This window comes from Pseudomonas helvetica, from assembly GCF_039908645.1.
GTDB classification, from domain to species: domain Bacteria; phylum Pseudomonadota; class Gammaproteobacteria; order Pseudomonadales; family Pseudomonadaceae; genus Aquipseudomonas; species Aquipseudomonas helvetica.
Window position 1 is genome coordinate 154,403 of sequence record NZ_CP150917.1, and the last position, 24,568, is coordinate 178,970.

Genomic DNA, 24,568 nt, shown 5'->3' on the forward strand with positions numbered 1-24,568 from the left:
TGAGGACTCTCCAAGTGTTCCGTTCAGTAGGCTTCCATAGACCTGAAGAGGCCGTCTGCCAATTCAGTCTGGACGTACTTTCAAAGTGGGGCGCATTAATTTGACGCTACCGCGTCAATAATTTGGCTGGTTTTTTTCGCGATTAACTTTGTGCCAAACTATTGACCTTCTGGGTGCCATCCTAAACAATCGCCCCGGTAATGTCACATTGATATTTGTGTGACGACCTGCCGGCAGCGTGTGACCCAGTTCTGATTTTTAACTTTCCGACATACGGTCATTTCGGTTGCCATTTTCCGTCGCAGCACTGCGATCTGCTGTGATTTGAGACAAGAAGTCCAGGGAAATTCTTATATGCGCTCACACCTGTTCAAGGCTCTACCATTTGTTCTTGCTGCCAGTTTTGTACAAGCCCAAACCCTGCCCCAAGCCATGCAACAAGCACTGGATGTCCACCCGGAAATCCAGGCTGGCGTGAACAGTCGCCTTTCCGCGGACTATCAGCTCAGAGCCGCTCAGGGTGGCTACTTGCCAAAGGTCGATCTGCTAGGGGGGTATGGTCGTGAAGGCACTGACAACCCGAGCACTCGTGCTGGCGCCGGCAACAATCATTGGGAAACCTTGAACCGCGGCGAGTCGAGCGTGCGCTTGCAGCAAATGGTATTTGACGGTTTTGCGACATCCAGCGAAGTCGGGCGTCAACAAGCCACCGTCAACTCCCGCGCCTATTCATTGCTGGGGACTTCCGAGCGCACGGCACTGACTGTGGCCCAAGTTTACCTCGACGTGCTGACCCGTCGCGAGTTCGTGCGCTTGGCCGAAGAGAACCTGAAGAGCCACGAACGGATTTTTGACCAGATCAAACTGCGCACCTCGCGTGGCGTGGGCAGCGGTGCCGACCTCGATCAGGCCGAAGCGCGTATGGCCCAGGCCCGCAACAACCTGATCACTGAGCAGACCAATCTTGCGGACGCCGAGACCAACTTTCTCAGCGCCGTGGGTCAGATGCCCGATCAACTGGAGCGTCCGGCACCCTTCCTTGCGCTGCTGCCGGCGAACCTGAATGAAGCCCGCCAGCAAATGCTCGAAAACAGCCCGGTACTGCGTTCCGCCGAGTCCGATATTGCCGCGGCCGAGAAGCAGTACGATGCTGCCAAGTCGACGTTCTACCCACGTTTCGATGCCGAACTGGGCCGCACCGCCGACAATAATCTGGATGGTGCGGTCGGTCATAACAATGAATGGCAGGCCATGCTGCGCATGCGCTTCAACCTGTATTCCGGCGGCAGCAACAAAGCTGATCTGGAATCCAAGTCCTATCTGTCGAACCAGGCGCTGGATATCCGCAACAACGCCTTGCGCGTGTTGAACGAAGAGTTGGGCCTGGCATGGAATGCCCTGAACAACGCCAACGCCCAAGTGCCGATCGCTCAGCAATATGTCGATCGCAGCAGTGCCGTGCGCACCGCGTATCAGCAACAGTTCAGTTTGGGTCAACGTACTTTGCTCGACTTGCTCGACAGCGAGAACGAACTGTTTACCGCTTCCCGTCGTCTGGCGGATATCAAAAACATTCAGTTATTTACTCAATATCGAATCAAGGCGACCATGGGCGAATTGCTCAAAAGTCAGGGTGTAGTTGCACCCATGGCCTCCGTCGTGTCGAACGATGTGAAGACCAAGGTCCAACTGCCTGGCATGAATTGAGCAGATCCTTCTAGTTAGTTAGCCAAGAGTGCCAAGCGTGGAATCAGAAGCCAGTCGAGTTCATCTCCGTCATGATCCACGCGCGTTGCACGACGATCCGTTACTGGACGGCCTGCTAGCCCTCTGCACGCTGCACCAGAAACCGGCGAGCGCGGCGATGCTGACCACCGGTCTGCCATTGCCCAAGCAGCGCCTGAGCGTCGAGTTGCTCCCGCGTGCGGCGGCCCGCGCCGGCCTGCAAGGGCGGGTGCTGCAACGCAAGCTGGCGCAAATTCCGGCGATTGCCATGCCGGCACTGTTGCTGCTCAAGGATGGTCGCAGTGCCGTGCTGCTGGGCTGGCTCGGCGATGACCAGGCGCGTCTGCTGCTCAGTGAAAGCGATGGCGGTGAAGTTCACGTCAGCCGCGAACTGCTGGCTGACGATTACACCGGGCAAGCATTTTTCGCCCAGCCTCAACATAAATTCGATGTGAACCACGGCACGCTGATCCCGCGTGCGCGCTCCTGGTTCCGCGATACCCTCAAGCGCTCGCGCTGGCTGTATGCCGACGCCATCGCCGCGAGTTTCCTGATCAACATCATCGCCATGGCCGCGCCGCTGTTCGTGATGAACGTCTACGACCGCGTGGTACCGAACCAGGCCGAAGCGACCCTGTGGGTGCTGGCTCTCGGCATCACCGGGGCTTACCTGTTCGACCTGGTCCTTAAAAGCCTGCGTAGTCTGTGCCTGGACCTGGCCGGCAAAAAAACCGACCTGATCATTTCCGCGACGCTGTTCGAGCGGATCGTCGGCATGGCCATGAAGTACCGCCCGGCGCGGGTCGGCAGCTTCGCCCAGAACATCCACGAGTTTCAGAGCCTGCGCGACTTCCTCGCCTCGCTGACCCTGACCAGCTTGATCGACCTGCCGTTCACCTTGCTGATTTTCCTGGTGATCGCCCTGCTGGGCGGGCACCTGGTGTGGATTCCGGTGCTGGCGTTCCCGATTGCCCTGCTGATCGGCTACGCCTTGCAGAAGCCGCTGGTGGCGACCATGGAGCGAACCATGGCGCTGGGGGCCGAGCGTCAGTCGAGCCTGATTGAAACCCTCGCCGGGCTTGATGCGGTGAAGGTCAACAACGCTGAAAGCGAACGTCAGTACCAGTGGGAGCAGACTATCGGCACCCTCAGCCGCCTTGAGCTGCGGGTGAAGATGCTTTCCGGCCTGGCGATGAACATCACCCTGCTGATCCAGCAACTGGCCGGGGTGATCATGATCGTCTTCGGGGTTTATCAGATCATTGCCGGCAACCTCAGCATGGGCGGCCTGATCGCCTGCTACATGCTCAGTGGTCGGGCCCTCAGCCCGCTGGCGTCGTTGTCCGGTCTGCTGACCCGTTATCAGCAGGCGCGGGTCACCATGACCTCGGTCGACCAGATGATGGAACTGCCGCAAGAGCGCAACTTCGAAGAGCGCCCGCTGAGCCGCAAAGTCCTGCAGGGTGGCATCGAGTGTCGTCAGTTGAACTTCACCTACCCGGGTCAGCAGAATCCGGCGCTGAAGAACATCAACCTGATCATCAAGCCGGGTGAAAAGATCGGCATCATCGGCCGCAGCGGCTCGGGCAAGAGCTCGCTGGCCAAACTGCTGGTCGGCCTGTATCAGCCGGACGATGGTGCGTTGCTGGTGGATGGCGTGGATATCCGGCAGATCGATGTCAGCGAATTGCGCCACAACATCGGCTATGTACCGCAGGACATCCAATTACTCGCCGGTACGTTGCGCGACAACCTGGTGTCCGGCGCCCGCTACATGGAAGACGAACTTGTTCTGCAGGCCGCTGAACTGGCCGGCGTGCATGAGTTCGCCCGTTTGCACCCGCAAGGTTACGAGTTGCAAGTCGGCGAACGCGGGCAAAACCTTTCCGGCGGTCAGCGTCAGAACGTGGCCCTGGCTCGTGCTCTGCTGCTCAATCCGCCGATCCTGCTGCTCGACGAACCGACCAGCGCCATGGATAACACCGGTGAAGAACGCTTGAAACAACGCCTGCAAGCCGTTGTAGAGAACAAGACCGTGGTGCTGGTGACGCACCGGGCTTCGTTGTTGTCGTTGGTCGATCGGTTGCTGGTGATCGATCGCGGGCAAATATTGGCTGATGGTCCAAAAGCCTCGGTGATGGAAGCGTTGAAGAAGGGGCAGATCAGTGTTGCTTAAGTCCGGAATGCGCGACTCGATCCGCCGCTACTTCAAAGGCTCAGAATCGCTGCAAGGCCAACCCTTGCCCGAGGTGAACAAGGCGCTGATCGAAGACGCCCCGCGGGTGGTCCGCTTGACCATCTGGGCCATCATCGGCTTCTTTCTGTTCCTGCTGCTGTGGGCCAACTTTGCGGTGATCGATGAGGTCACCAAAGGCGATGGCAAGGCGATTCCATCCTCCAAACTTCAGAAAATCCAGAACCTGGAGGGCGGTATCGTCGCAGAACTCTTCGTTCGCGAAGGGCAAATCGTCGAAGCCGGTGCGCCGTTGATTCGTCTGGATGACACGCGCTTTCAGTCCAACGTCGGCGAAACCGAAGCCGACCGTTTGTCGATGTTGCTGCGTGTAGAACGCTTGAGCGCGGAAGTCGACGACCGCCCGCTGAGCTTTCCTGACGACGCAATGAAAGCTGTGCCCGGTCAGGCCGCCAGCGAAAAATCACTCTATGAGAGCCGTCGCCAGCAACTGCACGATGAAGTCGGCGGCCTGCAGGAGCAACTAATCCAGAAACAACAGGAGCTGCGCGAATTCACCTCCAAGCAGGCGCAGTACCGCAGCGGTCTGGCGTTGCAACGTCAGGAAATCAACATGTCGGAGCCGCTGGTGGCTCAGGGCGCGGTGTCGCCGGTGGAAGTGCTGCGACTCAAGCGTGCCGAAGTCGAAACCCGTGGCCAACTGGACGCTACCACCCTGGCGATCCCGCGTGCCGAGTCGGCAATCAAGGAAGTGCAGCGCAAGATCGACGAGACCCGTGGCAAGTTCCGCAGTGAGGCGCTGACCCAGCTCAACGAGGCCCGTACCGACCTGAACAAGGCGAAGGCGACCGGCAAGGCGCTGGAAGACCGCGTCAGCCGGACGCTGGTGACCTCGCCGGTGCGCGGTATCGTCAAGCAGCTGCTGGTCAACACCATCGGTGGCGTGATCCAGCCCGGCAGTGACATGGTCGAAATCGTGCCGCTGGACGACACCCTGCTGGTGGAAGCGAAGATCCGTCCGCAAGACATCGCGTTTTTGCACCCGGGCCAGGAAGCCATCGTCAAGTTCACGGCCTATGACTACACCATCTATGGCGGGCTGAAAGCCAAGCTGGAGCAGATCGGCGCCGACACCATCACCGATGAAGACAAGAAAACCACCTACTACATGATCAAGCTGCGCACCGAGCGCAGCCACCTGGGCACCGACGAAAAACCCTTGCTGATCATTCCGGGCATGGTCGCCTCGGTGGACATCATCACCGGCAAGAAGACCATTCTCAGCTACCTGCTCAAGCCGATCATCAAGGCGCGGGCAGAGGCGCTACACGAGCGCTAGTCTCTGGTGGGCTGATGGCCCCATCGCGGGCAAGCCTTGCTCCTACAGAGGATCTGCACCGAACCACAATTACGTGGTCGATACAGAGTATTTGTAGGAGCAAGGCTTGCCCGCGATGACGGCCTGAACAGCGGCGCATTTCAAAAGCCATATCGTTATTCGTTAACGGTATTTAAATACTCGTTCTTATATCTATAAAGTCAAACCCCTGCGTACCCACCGACCAATCGGCGTGCCGCACGAAATGAACCCACACGGGACCTCCGTGAGTTTCTGATCGACGCGCACGCCATTGGGCGTGCTCTGCGTGGGAGAGATGTATGCCTGTATTGTCCGCTTTGCCCAGCGCCGCGACCCTCGCGCCGCAATCGTTCGAGATCCGCCCGTTCAGTGGGGCTGTCGGTGCCGAAATCATCGGCCTGAACCTCGCCTTGCCCATCAACGATCAGGACTTCGCACGCATCCACCGCGCGCACCTGGATCACCATGTCGTGGTGTTCCGAAACCAGCGCATCAGCCCCGAACAACAGATCGCCTTCAGCCGCCGTTTTGGCGTGTTGCAGATCCATGTGCTCAAGCAATTTCTGCTGGCCCATCACCCGGAAATCCTCATCGTTTCCAACATCATCGAAAACGGCCAGGCTATCGGCCTCGGTGACGCCGGCAAGTTCTGGCACTCCGACCTGTCCTATAAAGAACTGCCGAGCCTGGGCTCGATGCTCCATGCCCAGGAGCTGCCATCCGAAGGTGGCGACACACTGTTCGCCGACCAGCACAAAGCCTGGGACACCCTGCCCGATGCGTTGCGCAAGGCGGTTGAAGGACGCTCTGCCGCGCACTCCTATACCGCGCGTTACAGCGAGAACAAATTCGAAGGCAACTGGCGCCCGACCCTGACCCCGGAGCAACTCGCTCAGGTCAACGAAGTGGTGCATCCGGTGGTTCGCACTCACCCGGAAAACGGTCGCAAGGCACTGTTCGTCAGCGAGGGTTTCACCACCCGCATTGTCGGTTTACCGGAAGACGAAAGCCGGCAACTGCTGGCCGAGCTCTACGCCCACAGCGTGTTGCCGGAAAACATCTACCGCCATCAGTGGCAGCCTCACGACCTGGTGTTCTGGGATAACCGCTCGCTGATTCACCTGGCCGCCGGTTGCCCGAGCCATCTGCGCCGCAAGCTCTACCGCACCACCATTCAGGGCGACGCGCCTTTCTGATCGGCTGCATTTCGGAGATACCTGCCATGTCCAAACGTATTCCATTCGCGCCGCTGGCCGCCGCCATCGGTCTGGGTTTCAGCCTGCTCGCCGGCAGTCTGGTCGCACCGACTGTGGCGCACGCCGAAGGCGAAATTCGCATCGCCGAGCAGTTCGGCATCGTTTACCTGCTGCTCAACGTGGTCCGCGACCAGCACCTGATCGAGAAGCACGGCAAGGAAGAGGGCATCGACATCAAGGTCGACTGGACCCAGCTCTCCGGCGGCGCGGCCGTCAACGATGCGTTGCTCTCAGGGTCCATCGACATTGCCGGTGCTGGCGTTGGCCCGTTGCTGACCATCTGGGACCGCACTCACGGCAAGCAGAACGTCAAGGCCGTGGCCTCGCTCGGCAACTTCCCGTATTACCTGGTGAGCAACAATCCGAAGGTCAAAACCATCGCCGACTTCACCGAGCAGGACCGTATCGCGGTGCCGGCGGTCGGGGTTTCCGTACAGTCGCGATTCCTCCAGTACGCTGCGGCCAAGCAGTGGGGTGACAAGGAATTCAATCGCCTCGACAAGTACACCATCGCTGTCCCGCACCCGGACGCCACGGCTGCGTTGATCGCTGGCGGCACTGAACTGACCGGGCACTTCTCCAATCCGCCGTTCCAGGATCAGGCACTGGAAAACCCCAACGTCCATGTCGTGCTCAATACCTACGACTTGCTGGGCCCGAATTCGCCGACCGTGTTGTTCACCACTGAGAAGTTTCGCAACGAGAACCCGAAAACCTACAAGGCCTTCATCGAAGCCCTGACCGAAGCTGCTGAATTTGCCCAGAACGACAAGGGCGCAGCGGCGGACACTTACCTGAGGGTGACCAAAGCTAAAATCGACCGCGCCGCGCTGCTGAAAATCATCGACAACCCGCAGTTCGAATTCAGCGTCACGCCGAAAAATACATATCCGCTGGCTGAGTTCCTCTACCGCGTCGGCGCGATCAAGAACAAACCGGACTCGTGGAAGGACTACTTCTTCCACGACGCCAAACCGTTGCAAGGGAGCTGATTGCCATGAACGCTCGCTTGCAAGGCCACGCGGCCAGCAGCTCGACCGCCAGCACCCAGGCGTTGCTCGCGGTCGATCACGTCAGCCTTGAATACCGCACGCCGCAACGGGTGGTGCGGGCAACGCATCAGGTCAGCTTCGAGGTCGATCCCGCCGATCGTTTTGTGTTGCTCGGCCCCTCCGGCTGCGGCAAGTCGACCTTGCTCAAGGCCGTCGCGGGGTTCATCCAGCCCTGTGAAGGGCAAATCCGCCTGCAAGGTCAGGCTGTCAGTGCGCCGGGGCCTGACCGGATTGTGGTGTTTCAGGAGTTCGATCAACTGCCACCGTGGAAAACCGTCAAACAGAACGTAATGTTCCCGCTGCTGGCCTCGCAAACCCTCAAGCGTCGCGAGGCTGAAGAACGGGCGTTGCACTACCTCGACAAGGTCGGGCTGGCGGCGTTTGCCGATGCCTATCCACATACCTTGTCCGGTGGCATGAAGGCGCGGGTGGCGATTGCCCGGGCCTTGGCCATGCAGCCGAAAATCCTGCTGATGGATGAACCATTCGCCGCGCTCGACGCGCTGACCCGACGCAAGATGCAGGAGGAATTATTGCTGCTGTGGGAGGAGGTGCGTTTCACCCTGTTGTTCGTCACCCACTCCATCGAAGAGGCGCTGGTGGTGGGTAACCGGATCCTGTTGCTGTCGCCTCATCCCGGTCGGGTGCGGGCGGAAATCCACAGCCATCAATACGATTTGCAGAGCCTTGGCGGTGTGGCGTTTCAGCAGTCGGCACGACGCATTCATCGGTTGCTGTTCGATGAAGGCCAGTCTGCCGAGAGCGATCACGAACTGGATTTCAACGATATCCGCATCGCTTATTGAGCGGCTGGAGGAGTGCCCGATGAGCCATTCATCACCTGCGCGACAAGAATATGAAGTTGAGTTGCAACCCTTGTTAAGCGTTGCGCTGGAGCGTGAATTGCCCCTTGGCCAGCGCCTCTGGCAGCAGGGCTGGTTGCGTAAAGGCCTGATCCTGATTCTGCTGGCGGTGCTCTGGGAGGCCATCGCCCGCTATCAAGACAATGACCTGTTGCTGCCGAGCTTCCTGCAAACTGGCCATGCGCTGTACGACGGGTTGCTCAGCGGAGAGTTGCTGGGCAAGGTCGGGATTTCGCTGGTGGTGCTGCTCAAGGGGTATCTGGTCGGTATCGTCCTGGCGTTTGCCCTGACCACGCTGGCCGTGTCGACCCAGTTCGGCCGCGACCTGCTGAGCACCCTGACCTCGATGTTCAACCCATTGCCGGCGATTGCCTTGTTGCCGTTGGCACTGCTGTGGTTCGGGTTGGGGCAGAACAGCCTGATTTTCGTGCTGGTGCATTCGGTGCTCTGGGCACTGGCCCTGAACACGTATGCGGGATTTCTCGGGGTCTCGGAAACCTTGCGCATGGCCGGCCGAAACTACGGCTTGAGGGGGATCCGGTTTGTGCTGTTCATCCTGATTCCCGCCGCGCTGCCGTCGATCCTTGCCGGGCTGAAAATCGGCTGGGCCTTCGCCTGGCGCACGCTGATCGCCGCCGAGCTGGTGTTCGGCGCCACCAGCGGCAAGGGTGGCCTGGGCTGGTACATCTTCCAGAACCGCAACGAGTTGTACACCGACAAGGTGTTCGCCGGGTTGGCGGTGGTGATCCTCATCGGTTTGCTGGTGGAGAACCTGGTGTTCGACACTCTGGAGCGAATCACGGTGAAGCGCTGGGGAATGCAGCGCTAGGCTTCTGGTTCTGTGGTGATAGGGATGTTTGCTAGGATTGCGCCTGAATCAATTCTGATCAGCGATGAGTGCTCAGCATGCAACTCCCGGACATGAACCTGTTGGTCGCCCTCGACGCCTTGCTCGACGAGGGCAGTGTGGTAGGCGCGGCGCGGCGGATGAACCTCAGCCCGGCGGCGATGAGCCGGACCCTGACCCGCGTTCGCGAAGCGCTCGGTGATCCGATTCTGGTACGTGCCGGTCGCGGGTTGGTGCCGACGCCCAAGGCGCTGGAGTTGCGCAGCCAGGTACGCGATGTAGTGGAACAGGCGGCGATGCTCTTTCGTTCGGCGGACAAGGTGGATTTGCGCACCCTACGCCGACGTTTCAACGTGCGCGCCAACGACTTTTTCATCGGGGTCTACGGCGGCCGGTTGATCGACACGCTGAACCGTCAGGCACCGCATTGCGAGTTGCGCTTTGTGCCGCTGGGCGATGGTGACGATGAGGCGCTGCGCGAAGGGCGGATTGATCTGATGGTCAGCAACACGCGCCCGCGAACGCCGGAAGTTAAGGTCCAGAATCTGTTTGCCACGCATTTTGTCGGTCTGGTACGTGAAGGTCACCCACTGCTTGAAGGCGAAATCACTGCAGAGCGTTTCGCCGGGTTTTCGCACATTTCCATGTCTCGTCGCGGTATTGCCCGAGGGCCGATCGATACGGCGCTCAACGGTTTGGGGCTGGAGCGTCGCGTGGCCTTGATCGCTCCCAGCTTTCACGCGGCGATGTTCGTGCTGCCAGACTCCGATCTGATTCTGCCGGTTCCCAAAGAGGCATTGCTCAGCGTGGCCCGACTTGGGTTGCGGCTGAGCTCCTTTACTTTGCCGATCCCGCTGCCAACCTTGATGCTGACACAGGCCTGGCACCCGCGTTACGACAAGGACCCGGCCCACCGCTGGCTGCGCGAAACCTTGAAAGCCAGTTGTGATGAGACATGGCTGGCGGCGCAGCCGTCCTGACAGCAGCAGACTACTTTTGTGGCGAGGGAGCCTCGCTATTCGTGTGTCTGGCGCACTTATAACCTGTCGATAAGTCAGTTTTCGTCAGCTGTCTGCGTTCATAAACTGCCCCGGTATTCCTGTAATCCGGAGCTGTACTGAACATGACCTCCCTCGCTGTCCCCGCAACACTCGAAGCGGCCAGCAAATCTTCCGTCGGTATCCCACCGATCTTCGGTCCACGCATCATCATCGGTCTGGTCGGTGTGTTGTTAGCGGTGCTGGTGTCGGGCCTGAACGACATGGTAACCAAGCTCGCCCTGGCTGACATTCGCGGTGCCTTGGCCATTGGTTACGACGAAGGCACCTGGCTCGTCGCCAGCTACACCGCGACCTCCGTGGCGGCGATGGCGTTTGCGCCCTGGTGTTCGGTGACCTTTTCACTGCGGCGTTTCACCCTGTGCGCTATCAGCCTGTTCACTGTACTCGGTGTGCTGAGTCCCTTCGCGCCGAACTATGAAAGCCTGCTGCTGATGCGCACCTTGCAAGGCCTGGCGGGTGGGGCGTTGCCGCCGATGTTGATGACCGTCGCCCTGCGGTTTTTGCCGGCCAACCTGAAACTCTATGGGCTGGCCGGCTATGCCCTGACGGCGACGTTCGGCCCCGGACTGGGCACGCCGCTGGCGGGTTTGTGGACGGAGTACCTGAGTTGGCGCTGGACCTTCTGGCAAATCATTGCGCCGAGCCTGCTGGCGATGGTCGCAGTGGCGTATGGATTGCCACAGGATCCGCTGCGTCTGGAGCGCCTGAAACAGTTCAACTGGCGTGGCCTGCTGCTGGGCTTCCCGGCTATCTGCATGCTGGTGATCGGGATCTTGCAGGGCAATCGCCTGGACTGGTTCGAGTCGAGCCTGATCGGTTGGCTGCTCGGTGGCGGGCTGTTGTTGCTGGTGCTGTTTCTGGTCAACGAATGGTCGCAACCGGTGCCGTTCTTCAAATTGCAGATGCTCGGCATCCGCAACCTGTCATTCGCCCTGTTGACGTTGGCCGGGGTGCTGGTGGTGTTGCTGGCGGTGATCATCATCCCGTCGAGTTACCTGGCGCAGGTTCAAGGCTATCGGCCGATTCAGACCGCCCCGGTAATGCTGCTGATGGCCGTCCCGCAACTGATTGCGCTGCCGCTGGTGGCGGCGCTGTGCAACTTGCGCTGGGTCGATTGCCGTTGGGTACTGGGCATCGGCTTGAGCCTGTTGGCGCTGTCCTGCATCGGCGGTTCGCAGCTGACGTCGGCGTGGATTCGCGATGACTTCTACGGGCTGCAATTGCTGCAGATTTTCGGCCAGCCGATGGCGGTGCTGCCGTTGTTGATGCTCGCGACCGGCAGCATCAGTCCGCAGGAGGGGCCGTTTGCGTCGGCTTGGTTCAACACCGTAAAAGGCCTCGCGGCGGTGATCGCCACTGGTGTGCTGGATGCGCTGACCACGGTTCGCCTGCATTTCCACTCAACGGTGCTGGTCGACAACCTCGGCAATTCACCGCTGGCCGACAGCAACAGCGCGGGTCTCGCGCATCGGTTGCACCAGCAAGCGGTGGTGCTGACCTCGTCAGACTTGTACCTGTGTATGGCCGGGATCGCGCTGGCGCTGATCCTGCTGATTTTCTGGCTGCCGACGCGGATCTATCCGCCGCGCGCGCCGACGTGAACGCTTACTGAAACAGAAGGTTTTTATGACGATCCCTATGAAATCCAAATTCACCGGCGCAGCCGTCGCGGTGTTGGCGGCTGGCGTGCTGGTTTACCTGTTGGCGCCGGGCGTGTTCGGCAACAAACCTCAACAGACCACCAACGACGCGTTTATCGCTGCCGACTTCACGCTGGTCGCGCCGCGCGTGGCCGGGTTTATCAAGGAAGTGCTGGTCGAAGACAACCAGCAGGTCAAGGCCGGGCAGTTGCTGGCGCTGATCGATGACCGGGATCTGCGCGCCGCAGCGCAAGCCGCGGATGCTGAAACCCTGGTGGCCAAGGCACAGCTGCAAAACGCTCGGGCAACCCTCGAACGCCAGGCGTCGGTGATCGCTCAGGCGCAGGCCACGGTGGTGGCCGCGAAAGCAGAAATGGCTTTCGCCGAACATGAACTGAACCGCTACAACCACCTTGCCGGAGTCGGCGCCGGCACGGTGCAAAACGCCCAGCAAGCGCGCACCCGCATCGACCAGGCTGGCGCACGACTGGCCAATGCCACCGCAGTGCTGGCGGCAGAACGCAAGCAGGTGGAAATCCTCACGGCCCAGCGTGATGCGGCCGAAGGAGGGTTGAAGCGCGCCCATGCAGCGCTGGAAATGGCCAGTTTCGAGCTGTCCTATACGCGCATCGTGGCGCCGGTGGATGGCATGGTCGGCGAGCGTGCGGTACGGGTCGGTGCCTATGTCACGCCGGGCAGCAAGATTCTCGCCGTGGTGCCGCTGGCGCGAGCGTATGTGGTCGGTAACTTCCAGGAAACCCAACTCTCTGACGTACAGTCTGGGCAAAACGTGGAAGTGCGCGTCGATAGCCTCGGTGGTGAAACCTTGACCGGTCGGGTCGAGAGTGTCGCACCAGCTACCGGCGTGACCTTCGCTGCCGTGAAACCTGACAACGCCACCGGTAACTTCACCAAAGTCGTGCAGCGAATTCCGGTGAAGATCGTCCTCGATCCCGGCCAACCGCTGGCAGAGCGTTTGCGGGTGGGGATGTCGGTGGAAGCGAGTATCGACACCGTCGGACCAAAGGCCAGTGCGCGTGAGGTGACCCAGCGATGAGCACTGGTAAACACCTATTTCTGTGGCGAGGAGGCTTGCTCCCGTTGGGCCGCGAAGCGTCCCCAAAACCTGCCGCCGCGTTTCCTTTGGTACACCGCGACAGCTTTTTTGCGAGCACTACGCACTCGGGCGGGAGCAAGCTCGCTCGCCACAAAGGCCTTGGCCAGTCAGTGATTGTTGTGCTGGGTTTGTTTTCGCTGGCGGCCTGCACCGTCGGCCCGGACTTTGTGCGACCGCAAGCACCGCAGATCGAAGAATGGTCAAAACCACAAAAAGCCGCTGCCAGCCAAGCGGTGACGGCCGAAATGAACGAACGCTGGTGGGAGGTCTTTCATGACCCGCAGCTGTCGGCGCTCAGCCGCCGTGCATTGACCGGTAATCTCGACCTGCAACTTGCCAGCAGCCGCTTGCAGCAAAGCCGCGCGGCTCGCCAGGTGATCACCGCCGAGCAGTATCCCACCACCGCCGCAACCGGCAGCTACGGACACAAACGCAACAGCGCGCAAGGCTTGATGGACCCGTCCGGCAACAACGGCCGCTCGGCGTTCAACCTCTGGGATGGCGGATTCTCAGCCTCCTGGGAGCTGGATTTCTGGGGGCGTGTGCGGCGCGAAGCCGAAGCCGCCGACGCGACTCTGGAAGTGGCAGAGAATGATCGCCGGGGTGTGCTGCTCTCAGTGTTGGCGGAAACCGCACAGGACTACATTCAACTACGCGGCGTGCAAAGCACCCGGGTTGTCACCGAGCAAAACCTCGAGGTCGCGCGGCACAGCCTGAAGTTGTCGCAGTTGCGTCTGGCCGATGGTGTGGCCACCGATCTGGATGTCGCCGAAGCCGCCGCTCAGGTGGCAACCATCGAAGCGCGCCTGCCCGCGCTTGAGCAGCGTCAGGCGCAGTTGATCAACGCCTTGAGCCTGTTGATGGGAGAACGGCCGCAAGCGCTGCAAGCCGAGCTGTCGAAGGACGCCCCGGTGCCGCAAACCCCGCGTCAAGTCGCGATCGGCCTGCCGTCGCAACTGGCCGAGCGGCGCCCGGACATTCGCCAGGCCGAGGCTCGACTGCATGCCACCACCGCCAGCATCGGTGTGGCCAAGGGCGATTTTTATCCGCGCATCACACTGTCTGGAAACCTCGGTTCGCAGGCCATGCAATTGAGTGATTTTGGTTCCTGGGGTTCGCGTCAATTCGGCATCGGCCCGCAGTTCAACCTGCCGCTGTTCGATGGTGGTCGCTTGCGCGGTATGCTCAATTTGCGCGAGGCGCAGCAACAGGACGCGGCGCTGGCCTACCAGAAAACCGTGCTGCGGGCCTGGCATGAAATCGACGATCAGTTGACGAGCTTCAACGCCAGCCAGCTACGCCGCGACAGCCTTGCCGAAGCCGTGCGCCAAAACCAGATCGCCCTGCACACCGCGCAACAGCAATACGTCGAAGGCGTGGTCGATTTCGTCAACGTCCTGACCGTACAGGGCGCGCTGCTGGCGACCCAGGAACAACTTGTGGAAAGCTCGACCGGCGTGTCGCTGGCGATGGTGGGGTTGTACAAGGCGCTGGGAGGTGGGTGGGAGTCGGTGTATCCGTTGGCTCAGAACGTGAGGGAGTGATGAGACTGAAGCGTGCCGTCACCAGTACTCGGGTTTGATTGCAGGTGCTTTGCGTGTAGGGACTCGAGAGGGAAACTGATGAGTCTCTAGCTCCTGCGCAGTGATGACCCGTCGCATCCAGTGTGAGAATTCTTTTAGAGAACCTGGAGCGGCACGCTTGAACTCAGGTCTGTGAGGTAGAACGATTCCTACGGTCATTTCAGGGAAGTCTTCTCGAATGGCTCTCAAGGCCGGTGTCATGTCGGTATCACCAGAGACCAATATCAGTTGTTCGATGCGATCTGTCTCGCTGATGAGGGCTTGTCTGGCTGCAATGCGGTACATGCTGATTGCGATATGTACGTCTGTTTCTTTCTCTTCGAGCTTCCAGATGTCGACTTTGTCCTGACGCGACGCTCCGGTTTTTTTATCAATGAAGCGTGGGGCCTTGGCGGGCTCGAGCTGATGTCGGCCATAGTGGACACGGACATCACTGGCTTTCAGCGCTCGGACATAGGAGTCTTGGGCTTCCTTTGATACTCGGCCGCGGGTCGCAAGCTCAGGTTTGACAGACGAGGTGAAATAATCGACGGATGCCAACGTGCTGGCCGGGTTTTCTACGTAAGCGATATGGGCCAGTAGTTTCGACAAGTCCAGCCACTTGTAGGGCGTACCCGCGAGCAGGCCATAGAAAAGGTTGTAACCGTCGACGAAGAACGCTGTGCGCACAATTCCAATCCCTGAAAACGAAAAAACCGGCCGAAGCCGGTTTTTTCACCCCAACTGCCAGCGAACTGAATCACTGCGTACGGGGTTGAGTAGTGGGGCCGATGCTAAGTCGAGTTGACACTGACGTCAACTGCAACCTAACAAAGAGATCATGCAGGGATGGCCGACGCTCCAGCACCCGCGGTGGTTGTTTTTGCCCTAGCAGGCCATTGGCGTCAAGTCATGGCGAGCTTGGTTTTATGAGCCCATATTACGGTTGCGTTTGCGTCATATAGCCTGCCTACCGATTCTGCAAAAACACCACATACCCGCGAAACCACTCGTTGTCCTTCAAATACCCCGGCTCCTCCCATTCGCCGCCCTGAATCAGCCCGACCTTGAACGGCAGGCCGAGCCTGTTCAGCCTTGGCAGGTAGGCGGCGTAGTTGGGGATGCTGTGGCGGCCCTGGTAGGTTTGTACTACCACTTCGTCGACCACGCCTTTGAGTTGGCCGATCACCTGCGGATCGGCGTGGCTGCTCCAGTCCATCAGGCCGGTGATGCTCAGGCGATACTGGGCGGGCAGGCGTTGGCGCAGGTCTTTGAGGAAGCTGACGTATTCGTCGAGGTAACGGGTGCGGGCATCGAAGTCGATCTGGATGCCGACCACCGGGTTACCCGCCTGTTGCCAGCGCTGCACCTGCCCCAGCAATTGCTGATAGACCGGCTCCGGCCAGCGCAGGGTGTGGGCGCGGTAGGTCACCCAGACTTCGCCCTGGGTCAGGCGCGGGATGGCGATGCCTTGGGCAATGAAGCGCACGCCGCGCTGTGGCGTGCGGCGTGATTCGCTGATTTGCCCTTGCAGGACGTACAGGGTTTTCGCCTGGGCCAGCACCGGTTGCGTGCTGACCCCGCTCCACAGCCAAAAGGCGTCGTACTCGCCGGCGTCGACGGCCGCAAAGGACGGGGCGCTGACCAGCAGTGCGAGCAGCGCCAGGCCTTTGAGGAAATCTCTCATGGCTTACCAGTAATACTGCAGCGACTTGCCCCATTGAGTATCGGCAAAACCGCTTTTCAGCTGGCGGAACCAGGCCTTGCGCACAGCGGGTTCGACATCCTTGCCGCCGCAGCTGTTATTGCCCGAGGGCGCATAGCAGTTGATGGCGCGGAACAGAGCGTAAGCGCGGTCTTCCTTCGGCGCTTTGGCGTTGTCGATGACCTGGCGATAACCTTCGTGCCGGGAGTAGATCTCGTCTTTGAACGCCGATCCTGTGGCACCGAGTTCGGACTTGTTGGGTTTGGCTTCCAGCGGTGAACTGTCGAGGCCATTGCGCAGGATGAACTCACCCAGGCAGTTCAGGCCTTTGGGGTTCTTGCCGTCCGCCTGAAGGGCCGCGGCAACCTCGGCGATGCTCGGGCAGTGGTAACCCGATTCAGCCTTGTCGCCCTGCCAGCGGAACATCGTCAGCGGTTGGCCGGTGCTGTAGAAATAGCCAATGCTCACACCGAGTTTGTCCGTCGACGGCTCGGCCGGCAGTCGTTTGAAGTCTTCGGCAAACTCGGCGTACTGACTGCGCAGCAACTCTTTGTAGAGCAGCACGAACAGCGCGCTGTTGCGCTCGGTGGCGTCTGCGCCCTGGCTGAATTGCTGACGCAGCAGTGGGGCGTCGGCCACTAGCCGTTGCAGGCGATAACGCACGGCAGGTGTCTTGATCGGTGAGTCGACGGCGAACACTTTGCCGAGCCGCTGGCTGAGTTCGTAGTTGAAGGCCAGCGCCAGTTCGACCTGCTCGCGCTGCAACGGCTGTTTGACTTTGCCCAGCAACTCCAGCCACAGCGCTTCGGCTTCCGGCCATTTGTGCTGCTCATGCAGGGCAATGCCACGCAGCATCTGTTGGCTGAAGGCCAGGTAATCGAGTTTGTCCGGGACGCTGCCCGGGAGGACGTTCAGTGCCTGCTCGGGATTTTTCTCGAGGTACACCAGCACCGCAGCTTGCAGGTAGTCGTAGAGTGCTGGTTGCTGGGCAAACGAGGCTTTCTGCGCTTGCAGCGTCTTGAGGTTGAAAGGCGTCTGGTAGGTGCCGATGCTCAGCAAGTCTTTGACCACCAGCAGCAGCGGCGCCTGAATACCGTTATCCGGCTGGGTCAGCAGTTTGCTGTCGACCTCTTCCACCAGTTCCGGCAGGGTTTTGTTGCGCTGGGCGTCAGTGGCCTGGGTGAGTTGCCAAGCGTAGTCATCGGCGAGTTTCTGATCTTCGCCGGCCAGCCAGTGCACGCGGCGGATCAGGCCTTTGGCCGACGCGCTGTACTCGCCCTGTGGATAAGTTTTCAGATAGTTGTCGAAGCCGGTTTCGGCCAATTGCAGGTTCGCGTTATCCACATGTTCGAGCGTCGGCAGGCCCATCTCGTCGAAAGCGTTTTGCTGGGCCGCGTTGAGCGCAATGCGCGCGGCCATGTACAGCGCGGTTTCCTTGAGCCAAGGCTGTTCGCTGTTGTTCAGGCTGGCGAAGGTTTGCGTGGCCTCGGCGAACTGGCCGCCATAGAACTGCGCTGCGCCGCGCAGGTACGTGAGGAAGGCTTTACCCGGTTCCGAGGTGATTGAGGCGGGCAGCAGGCTGTTCAGTTGATCGGCTTCCCAACTGCATGCGGCGAGCATCTGGAGGCGGCTTTGCGCCAGGCTTTGGCGTTCTTCGGCGGGCAATTGAGTGGTTTTCAGCAGTTGCGCGAGGAACGCGGCGGCGCTCTCTTCACTGTTGCTGCGGCAGCGGCTGCCTTCGCCTTCGATGAACTGATTGCCGGCAATGGTCGAGGCTTCGTGGCTGATGCCGAGTTGGCGCAGGGGCTCATCGAGCACTGAAACCGGGGCTGATTCAGGGGGAGGTGTAGGTGCAGGAGCTGACGGTGAGTCGAGACGTCCGAGGTCGAACGGCACCGGGCCGTAGCCGGCCTCGCGGTCAAAATCACTCAATGGCGCCGGGTTCAGCGCTAGCGCGCCTTGATCGGAGAGCAGCAAGCGCAAATTGGCGCGGCTGTCGTTGCCAGGGTTGAGGAAAGCCACATTGTTGCAGCGTCCGTCACCGCCGAGCGACAGTTCAGGCGTGCAGGCGTCCTGATCGTAGCTGGCGTGGGCCGGGAGTGCGCAGGTTGTGGCAAGTGTCAGAGCGAGGGGCGACAGAAGACCGATACGCATGAATTGTCCTTAATCCGCAAACGCTGAAATCGAGGCCGTGATCATACCGCGCGCTGATCTCGAATTTGCAGTGCCGAGCCGCAATTTCGGGCAGTGATGGCTAATTGCTTGACGCTGGTCGAAGCTGTCTTAGACTCCGACCATCTGTCAGGGAGACATGGCTATGCGGCGTTTTCGTGGTTTGGCGTTAGGTTTGATCGGGCTGGCAGGCGTATCACAGGCGCAAACGCCCGTGCCAGACGATCCGCTCCTGGAAAGCACCAGCACAGGCAGTCATGCCACAACCAGCAGCGAAGCCCGCGGTGTGTTGCGTGCTCGCGATCAAGCGGTGCTTGCCAGTGAACTGCCCGGCAGAATTGTCGAGTTGCCGTTCAGTGAAGGCGAGTCCTTTAAGAAGGGTGACACCCTGGCGCGTTTCGATTGCTCGGCCTTTCAGGCGCAGCTCAACGCCGCACAGGCCGCCAGCCGGGGTGCCGGCGAAGAGTTGGCGCACAACAAACAACTCGCTTCGTTGAACTCGGTTGGGCGTTTTGAAGTGGCGCGAGCCGAAGCCAAACTCAGCGAAACCCAGGCGCAATCTCAGGTGTATCAGGTTCAGGTCAAACGCTGCAGCGTCGTCGCGCCGTTTGACGGCCAGGTCGTCGCACGCAAGGTTCAGCGTTATGAAAGCGTCGCCGCCGGTGCGCCGCTGTTGGACATCGTCGACAACCGTAGCCTGGAAATCCACCTGCTGGTGCCCTCGCGCTGGATGGGCAAACTCAAGCCCGGACAGACCTTCAGCTTCGTTCCCGATGAAACCGGCCAGCCCATCGCCGCCACGGTCAAACGCCTCGGCGCGCGAATCGACGAAGGCAGCCAGACCTTGCTGCTGGTCGCAACGGTGCCCAACGCCAGTGGCTTACTGGCCGGGATGAGCGGCACGGCGCGCTTCGCGGAGCTCAAATGAACGCGCCCGTCACGGGTGGCGCCGAGCAGGTCTTCGCGCGCTTTCTGGAGCTGGAGCGCCAGACTCGCGCCGCGCGCACTGCCGACCAACTGGCTTACAGCCTGGCCAATGACGGTCAATCCTTGTTCGGCTTTCGTCACGCGGCGCTGTTGATCGCCGGCAAGGTGCGGGCGATCACCGGTGTCAGTGCCGTGGAACCGAATGCGCCGTTTGTAGCGTTCGTCGAGCAAGCGGTGGCGCAGTTGTTCAAGCTCGAGCTGGTGAAGCAGGCGCGGGTTATACCGGCCTCTGCGTTAAGCGGCCCGATTCAGGCCGACTGGCAAAGTCTTTCTGCCGCACAGGTGTTCTGGCTGCCGCTGATTGATCGCCAGGGCCAGGTATTCGGCGGTGTGTGGCTGGCTCGCGATGTACCGTGGAATCCGTCCGAGCAAGTGCTGTTGTCGCAACTCGGTGACACCTACAGTCACGCCTGGCTGGCGCTGCAACCGCGTCAACCGTGGCGCTTGCGCTGGACCCGCAAACGTCAGGTCGCCTTGGCGGCGGTGCTGGTGCTGGGCTTGTTGATTCCGGTACGCCAGTCGGTGCTGGCGCCGGCCGAAGTCGTGCCGCTCGGCGGTCGGGTGGTGGCGGCACCGTTGGATGGGGTAATCGCCGAGTTCCTGGTCAAACCCAACCAAAGCGTGAAGACCGGCGACCTGTTGCTGCGTTTCGAAGGCACCACACTCAAAGCCCAGGCGGATGTCGCCGATCGGGCCTTGGGTGTGGCAGAAGCCGAGCTCAAGGCCAACGCCCAGCGCGCCTTTGCCGACGCCGAGTCGAGTTCGAAAATTGATTTGCTGGCCGCACGGGTCGAGCAGAAGCGTGCCGAACGCGATTACGCCCATGAACTGCTCAAACGCAGTGAAGTGCGTGCCGAGCGCGATGGCATTGCGGTGTTCGCCGACGCCGAACGCTGGACCGGCAAACCGGTGCAGACCGGCGAGCGGCTGATGGAAATCGCCGACCCGAGCCAGGCGGAGTTGCGCATCGAACTGGCGGTGGGTGATGCGATTGCACTGGAGTCGGGCGCGCAGGTGGCGCTGTTTCTCGACAGCGATCCGTTGCAACGGCATTTGGCCAGACTCGAACGCTCGGCCTATGAAGCGCAACCGACGGCCGGCGGCCAGTTGGCGTATCGGCTCGATGCCAGTTTCGAGGCCGCGCCGCCGCGTATCGGCTTGCGCGGTACGGCGAAAATCTTCGGCGATCGCGCGCCGCTGGCGCTGTACCTGTTGCGCAAGCCGCTGGCCGGCTTGCGCCAAAGTGTGGGTCTCTAGATGACATTGCCCAGCCTGCGTGCCGATTTACAGTTGCAGATGGCCGCCCCGGCGCTGGACGGATCACCGCGCTGGACCTTGGCCGACCCGCTGCGTGGGCGCTACTTCAAGCTCGGTGCCGCGGCCATGCGCTTGCTGCGTCATTGGTCGTTGGGCGATCCCGAGCAAGTGCTGCGCGCCGCCAATCGCGAACCGGGCTTGCCGCTGGACGTCACGGAGCTTGAGCAGTTGCTGAGTTTTCTGCGCGCCCACGACCTGATTTCCGCCCTCGACCCGCAACAGCGCGACAGTTATGGCCTCAAGGCCGCGGCGCAACGTCAGAGTGTCTGGCAGATCTTGCTGCATCAATACCTGTTCTTCCGGATTCCACTGTGGCGCCCCGACGCTTTCCTCAATCGTGCCTGGCCATGGCTCGCGCGTTTTGGTCCTGGAGCACTGCGTTATGGTTTGCCGCTGACCCTGGGTCTGGGGGTATTTCTGGTATCGCGGGACTGGCAGCGCTTTATCGCGACCTTCCCGCACTTGTTCAGTCTTGGCGGTGCGTTGGCGTTCGGGGTGGCGTTGTTCTTTGCCAAGCTCTGTCATGAGTTCGGCCACGCCTTCATGGCCAAGCGCGCCGGTTGTCGGGTGCAGAGCATGGGGGTGGCGTTCATGGTGCTGCTGCCGATGTTTTACACCGACGTCAGTGACGCCTGGCGGGTCAATGATCGGCGCGCGCGGTTGCTGATCGGCGCGGGCGGGGTGCTCGCCGAGTTGCTGCTGGCGTGTATCGCCTTGCTCGCCTGGTCGCTGTTGCCGGACGGGCCGGCGCGGACGGCGGCGTTCATGCTCGCCAGCGCGACCTGGCTCACTACGCTTGCGGTCAACCTGAACCCGTTCATGCGCTTCGATGGTTATTTTTTGCTCAGCGACTTCTGGGAAGTGGACAACCTTCAGGGCCGGGCATTTGCCTTGTGTCGTTGGCGATTGCGCGAGGCGCTGTTCGGTTACGGCGCGCCGGCACCGGAGCCTTGGTCGCCGTCGATGCAGCGGCGTTTGCTGTGGTGGGGATACGGCTCGTGGCTGTGGCGCGCGGTGCTGTTTTTCGGGATTGCGCTGGCGGTGTATCACCTGTTCTTCAAATTGTTGGGGATCTTCCTGATGATGGTCGAGTTGGTGTGGTTCATCTTCCTGCCAATTGCGCGTGAATGGCGCGAATGGTGGAGCCGCCGCGAACAGGCCCATGCACCGCGGGCGTTGCTCAGTGGTTTGGGATTGCTGGCGGTGATTGCCGTGCTGGTGCTGCCATGGCGCAGCGCGGTGGAATTGCCGAGCATGCTCGAGGCTGGCCGGGTCAGTGCCTTGCATGCGCCGGTGGCGGCACGGGTCAAGCAGTTGAATGTCCGCGACGGGCAAATCGTCGCCCAGGGCGATGTGTTGATTGAGCTGGAGTCGCCGGACCTGGATTCGCGTCAGGCCATCGCACGCCGGGAAATCGAGATTCAGCAATTGCAGATGCGCCGTCAGGCCGGACGCAGCGAAACCGCCGCCGATGCCGGCATCGTCGAACAGCGGCTGGCAGAGGCGGTGGCCGAATATCGCGGTTTGGCGGCGCAGCGCGAGCGCCTGCTGCTGCGGGCGCCCCAGGCCGGTCAGGTGCGCGATCTGCTGCCGCAACTGGCTGTTGGCCGCTGGTTGTCACCCAAGGAGACGCTGGCCCGGGTTGTCGAAGAGGGCGCGCGGCTGCGCGGTTATCTGGCCGAAGCGGAGCTGTGGCGGGTTGCACCCGGTGCGACGGGACGGTTTATCGCCGAGGACCCGATGCACCCGGCGGTGGCGGTCGAGTTGACTGAAATCGACACCAATGGCGCGGCGGTTGTCGATCAGGAAGCGCTGACCTCCGACCACCACGGGCCGATTGCCGTGCGCCGCGATCAGAGCCAGCGCGCCGAGCCTGTGCAAGCGCAATACGCGGTGCGGCTCAAGGTGCTCGACGGCATTGTCACCCCGGTGCAGCCATTGCGCGGCGTGGTGGTGTTGCAGGGTCGCAGTGAATCATTGCTGGGCACCGCCTGGCGCCGATTGGCGGCGTTGGGCGTGAGGGAGAGTGGTTTTTAGCGCAAGGAGCATCACGATGCTGAACAACAATGCGAATGCCGCAGACGGTCTGGTGGTGCGCCCTTCACGGGCAACCGATGGGCCGTTTCTGGAAAGCCTCTATCATGCGGCGCGCCCCGATCTGCAATGGATCGACGGCGAACGCGAGCTGGTCGAGGAAGTCATCGCCCAGCAGTTTCGGGTGCAGGAGCAGGGCACCGGGGAGCGCTTCCCCAACGCGATGCATTATGTGGTCGAGAAACTCGACACCCCGATTGGCGCCTTGAGCGCCGAGTTTGGCAGCAACGAAATTCGTGTCCTGTACCTGGCGTTCATTCCGTCGGCCCGCGGCAAGGGCTATGGCCGTACGGTGCTGCAAGGCGTGCAAAAAGCCGCCGAACAGGTGCGCTGCCCGGTGAGCACGGTGGTCTGGGCCAGTAACCCCCATGCGCGCCAGCATTATCTGGCGCTGGGGTTTCAGGTCGAGGAGCAAAGTGTCGCGGCTGAACGCCTGGTCTGGTATCCCGGCCAGCCGCAGATTCTGGTCAGTTGAAGGTGATGTAGAAATACGCCCGGCTTGCGTCGCGCCCCAGCGCCAGGGTGCGCGATACGAATATGCCTTCGATGCGGCCCAGCCCAGGCAAGTCGATCGCACAGAGTCCATCGACGAACGAAGTGAGGTCCGGGCTGCTCAAGGTCACGCCAAAAGGCATTCGGCTGCCCTCTGACAAGCGTGCCTTTGGTACGTCTTCTACCAATTCGATGATCACCGACAGTTCGCTGCCATCCTCCAGGTACAGCCTGGTGGGTGTTTCCAATAGCTGTCGAAAATGATCGCTGTTGACCTGTTGCTGCATGGCCTGGCTCCAGAAAAGTAAAGAGCCGGGGCCTTGGGCCCCGGCGGCATGTTCAGTTGCGAGACGGGAAAAGACCGTTGAGGCACATGCTGAAGTTCAGTACCAGGAACGGGTTCATCGTGTCCATGGGCACGCCACCGCCGATGGGCGCTACGGAGACGGCGACGTTGACGGTGCCGCCAACGGAGGTGCTGACACCTTGCAGCGGCACGGGCGCAGTGCCCTGTGCGGTGGAGTAAATATTGGCCGTGCCCGGGCCGCCGCTGGAGGCACCGATAAAGGCATTGGTCGTTGAGGGCACGCTCGCGGGGGTGGCAGCGACACTGGCCAGGTTGACGGTGGTGCTGGCCGTCAGGTTAGGAGTGCCGACGGCGGTCGCCGTGGGTGTGTGAATGGGCAGGTTGCTCACCGTGGCAGAGGTTTTTTCGGCGCCGGAGGCGGTGCCGATCACCCGTGGAGTGAGGTTCAAGCCCAACCCCTGACACAAAGGCAGGCGACCGCGCAGGTCCGGCAGCATGAAGTTTGTCGTGCCGTTGCCGCCGTAATTGGTGCCGAGCAAGGCGAACAGCGCCTGGAACTGGCCGACTTGCATGGTCTGCCCGTTGCACAACGCCCAGCCGCTGGGAGGGTAGTTGAAAGCGAAGGTCTGGATGGTTCCGGTAAACACTTCCATGGTTGTTATCCCTGTGTTTTTTGGAGGAGGCCGGCGTGTCCGCCGACCACCGATCAGCGTAGCCGCAAAGACGAAGGCCGCTACATTGCGTGCGTGCAGGGAATGGGGCAGCATCCACACCCAATTCGAGGTCCAAGCCTTATAGGGCCTTATCAATCACCCAG

At 61.0% G+C, this 24,568-nt stretch carries 19 protein-coding genes and 1 pseudogene; 15 read left to right on the forward strand and 5 right to left on the reverse strand.

Annotation, left to right across the window (positions count from 1 at the left end; genetic code table 11):
- Positions 1-354 precede the first annotated feature (354 nt).
- The 11 genes from AABM55_RS00655 (at position 355) to AABM55_RS00705 (ending at position 14,659) form a co-directional block, all read left to right on the forward strand.
- A complete protein-coding gene (locus AABM55_RS00655; protein WP_054594991.1) occupies positions 355-1,707 on the forward strand; it encodes a TolC family outer membrane protein in 1,353 nt (450 codons plus the stop codon).
- A 37-nt stretch (positions 1,708-1,744) separates the two neighbouring features.
- Positions 1,745-3,901, forward strand: coding sequence for a type I secretion system permease/ATPase (locus AABM55_RS00660; protein WP_347928541.1), 2,157 nt, complete (start codon positions 1,745-1,747; stop codon positions 3,899-3,901).
- Positions 3,891-5,258, forward strand: coding sequence for an HlyD family type I secretion periplasmic adaptor subunit (locus AABM55_RS00665; RefSeq protein ID WP_103319975.1), 1,368 nt, complete (start codon positions 3,891-3,893; stop codon positions 5,256-5,258). Before AABM55_RS00660 ends, AABM55_RS00665 begins: the two co-directional genes overlap by 11 nt.
- Before the next feature lie 320 nt (positions 5,259-5,578).
- Positions 5,579-6,475 carry a TauD/TfdA family dioxygenase gene (locus AABM55_RS00670; protein WP_347928542.1) on the forward strand — a complete coding sequence of 299 codons (897 nt, stop codon included), beginning with the start codon at positions 5,579-5,581 and terminating at the stop codon, positions 6,473-6,475.
- A 26-nt stretch (positions 6,476-6,501) separates the two neighbouring features.
- Positions 6,502-7,527 carry an ABC transporter substrate-binding protein gene (locus AABM55_RS00675; RefSeq protein WP_347928543.1) on the forward strand — a complete coding sequence of 342 codons (1,026 nt, stop codon included), beginning with the start codon at positions 6,502-6,504 and terminating at the stop codon, positions 7,525-7,527.
- Between the two features lie 5 nt (positions 7,528-7,532).
- The gene (locus AABM55_RS00680) at positions 7,533-8,393 is read left to right on the forward strand and encodes an ABC transporter ATP-binding protein (RefSeq protein ID WP_347928544.1); all 861 of its coding nucleotides are present in this window, start codon (positions 7,533-7,535) and stop codon (positions 8,391-8,393) included.
- A 19-nt stretch (positions 8,394-8,412) separates the two neighbouring features.
- Positions 8,413-9,279, forward strand: a complete 867-nt coding sequence (locus tag AABM55_RS00685; RefSeq protein ID WP_347928545.1) for an ABC transporter permease — start codon at positions 8,413-8,415, stop codon at positions 9,277-9,279.
- A gap of 77 nt (positions 9,280-9,356) precedes the next feature.
- The gene (locus AABM55_RS00690; protein ID WP_054594998.1) at positions 9,357-10,277 is read left to right on the forward strand and encodes a LysR family transcriptional regulator; all 921 of its coding nucleotides are present in this window, start codon (positions 9,357-9,359) and stop codon (positions 10,275-10,277) included.
- A gap of 143 nt (positions 10,278-10,420) precedes the next feature.
- Complete coding sequence (locus tag AABM55_RS00695) at positions 10,421-11,959, forward strand: MFS transporter (RefSeq protein WP_347928546.1); 1,539 nt, start codon at positions 10,421-10,423, stop codon at positions 11,957-11,959.
- Positions 11,960-11,984: 25 nt separating this feature from the next.
- Positions 11,985-13,055, forward strand: a complete 1,071-nt coding sequence (locus AABM55_RS00700) for an HlyD family secretion protein (RefSeq protein ID WP_347928547.1) — start codon at positions 11,985-11,987, stop codon at positions 13,053-13,055.
- On the forward strand, positions 13,052-14,659 hold the full coding sequence (locus AABM55_RS00705) for an efflux transporter outer membrane subunit (RefSeq protein WP_347928548.1): 1,608 nt from the start codon (positions 13,052-13,054) through the stop codon (positions 14,657-14,659). Before AABM55_RS00700 ends, AABM55_RS00705 begins: the two co-directional genes overlap by 4 nt.
- An 18-nt stretch (positions 14,660-14,677) precedes the next feature.
- On the opposite strand, the gene AABM55_RS00710 is transcribed toward AABM55_RS00705, so the two are convergent.
- The 3 genes and pseudogenes from AABM55_RS00710 to AABM55_RS00720 all read right to left on the reverse strand — a co-directional run bounded on the left by AABM55_RS00710 (position 14,678) and on the right by AABM55_RS00720 (position 18,536).
- Positions 14,678-15,367 carry an NYN domain-containing protein gene (locus tag AABM55_RS00710; RefSeq protein WP_054595001.1) on the reverse strand — a complete coding sequence of 230 codons (690 nt, stop codon included), beginning with the start codon at positions 15,365-15,367 and terminating at the stop codon, positions 14,678-14,680.
- Positions 15,368-15,647: 280 nt separating this feature from the next.
- Positions 15,648-16,352 (reverse strand): annotated as a pseudogene (locus AABM55_RS00715) (DUF3142 domain-containing protein); the annotation flags it as partial.
- Between the two features lie 15 nt (positions 16,353-16,367).
- The gene (locus AABM55_RS00720) at positions 16,368-18,536 is read right to left on the reverse strand and encodes an outer membrane assembly lipoprotein YfiO (RefSeq protein ID WP_347928549.1); all 2,169 of its coding nucleotides are present in this window, start codon (positions 18,534-18,536) and stop codon (positions 16,368-16,370) included.
- A gap of 163 nt (positions 18,537-18,699) precedes the next feature.
- Between AABM55_RS00720 and AABM55_RS00725 the strand changes: the two genes are divergently transcribed.
- Genes AABM55_RS00725 through AABM55_RS00740 form a run of 4 tightly spaced genes read left to right on the forward strand, consistent with a single transcriptional unit; the run spans position 18,700 to position 23,427 of the window.
- On the forward strand, positions 18,700-19,482 hold the full coding sequence (locus tag AABM55_RS00725; protein ID WP_347928550.1) for an efflux RND transporter periplasmic adaptor subunit: 783 nt from the start codon (positions 18,700-18,702) through the stop codon (positions 19,480-19,482).
- Positions 19,479-20,798, forward strand: coding sequence for an HlyD family efflux transporter periplasmic adaptor subunit (locus tag AABM55_RS00730; protein WP_347928551.1), 1,320 nt, complete (start codon positions 19,479-19,481; stop codon positions 20,796-20,798). Before AABM55_RS00725 ends, AABM55_RS00730 begins: the two co-directional genes overlap by 4 nt.
- A complete protein-coding gene (locus AABM55_RS00735) occupies positions 20,799-22,895 on the forward strand; it encodes a biotin/lipoyl-binding protein (RefSeq protein ID WP_347928552.1) in 2,097 nt (698 codons plus the stop codon).
- Between the two features lie 16 nt (positions 22,896-22,911).
- On the forward strand, positions 22,912-23,427 hold the full coding sequence (locus tag AABM55_RS00740; protein ID WP_347928553.1) for a GNAT family N-acetyltransferase: 516 nt from the start codon (positions 22,912-22,914) through the stop codon (positions 23,425-23,427).
- On the opposite strand, the gene AABM55_RS00745 is transcribed toward AABM55_RS00740, so the two are convergent.
- Entirely contained in the window at positions 23,420-23,731 is a 312-nt protein-coding gene (locus AABM55_RS00745; protein ID WP_054595008.1) for a hypothetical protein, read from the reverse strand. The genes AABM55_RS00740 and AABM55_RS00745 overlap by 8 nt on opposite strands.
- A 52-nt stretch (positions 23,732-23,783) precedes the next feature.
- Positions 23,784-24,404 carry a phage tail protein gene (locus tag AABM55_RS00750; protein WP_054595009.1) on the reverse strand — a complete coding sequence of 207 codons (621 nt, stop codon included), beginning with the start codon at positions 24,402-24,404 and terminating at the stop codon, positions 23,784-23,786.
- Positions 24,405-24,568: the final 164 nt, after the last annotated feature.

Excerpts from the sequence above, each read along its gene's own strand:
- AABM55_RS00735 (WP_347928552.1), top strand. The coding sequence starts at position 20,799 with ATGACATTGCCCAGCCTGCGTGCCGATTTACAGTTGCAGATGGCCGCC.
- AABM55_RS00690 (WP_054594998.1), top strand. The coding sequence starts at position 9,357 with ATGCAACTCCCGGACATGAACCTGTTGGTCGCCCTCGACGCCTTGCTC.
- AABM55_RS00730 (WP_347928551.1), top strand. The coding sequence starts at position 19,479 with ATGAACGCGCCCGTCACGGGTGGCGCCGAGCAGGTCTTCGCGCGCTTT.
- AABM55_RS00695 (WP_347928546.1), top strand. The coding sequence starts at position 10,421 with ATGACCTCCCTCGCTGTCCCCGCAACACTCGAAGCGGCCAGCAAATCT.
- AABM55_RS00745 (WP_054595008.1), bottom strand. The coding sequence starts at position 23,731 with ATGCAGCAACAGGTCAACAGCGATCATTTTCGACAGCTATTGGAAACA.
- AABM55_RS00750 (WP_054595009.1), bottom strand. The coding sequence starts at position 24,404 with ATGGAAGTGTTTACCGGAACCATCCAGACCTTCGCTTTCAACTACCCT.
- AABM55_RS00680 (WP_347928544.1), top strand. The coding sequence starts at position 7,533 with ATGAACGCTCGCTTGCAAGGCCACGCGGCCAGCAGCTCGACCGCCAGC.
- AABM55_RS00670 (WP_347928542.1), top strand. The coding sequence starts at position 5,579 with ATGCCTGTATTGTCCGCTTTGCCCAGCGCCGCGACCCTCGCGCCGCAA.
- AABM55_RS00675 (WP_347928543.1), top strand. The coding sequence starts at position 6,502 with ATGTCCAAACGTATTCCATTCGCGCCGCTGGCCGCCGCCATCGGTCTG.
- AABM55_RS00725 (WP_347928550.1), top strand. The coding sequence starts at position 18,700 with ATGCGGCGTTTTCGTGGTTTGGCGTTAGGTTTGATCGGGCTGGCAGGC.
- AABM55_RS00685 (WP_347928545.1), top strand. The coding sequence starts at position 8,413 with ATGAGCCATTCATCACCTGCGCGACAAGAATATGAAGTTGAGTTGCAA.
- AABM55_RS00705 (WP_347928548.1), top strand. The coding sequence starts at position 13,052 with ATGAGCACTGGTAAACACCTATTTCTGTGGCGAGGAGGCTTGCTCCCG.
- AABM55_RS00720 (WP_347928549.1), bottom strand. The coding sequence starts at position 18,536 with ATGCGTATCGGTCTTCTGTCGCCCCTCGCTCTGACACTTGCCACAACC.
- AABM55_RS00740 (WP_347928553.1), top strand. The coding sequence starts at position 22,912 with ATGCTGAACAACAATGCGAATGCCGCAGACGGTCTGGTGGTGCGCCCT.
- AABM55_RS00655 (WP_054594991.1), top strand. The coding sequence starts at position 355 with ATGCGCTCACACCTGTTCAAGGCTCTACCATTTGTTCTTGCTGCCAGT.
- AABM55_RS00700 (WP_347928547.1), top strand. The coding sequence starts at position 11,985 with ATGACGATCCCTATGAAATCCAAATTCACCGGCGCAGCCGTCGCGGTG.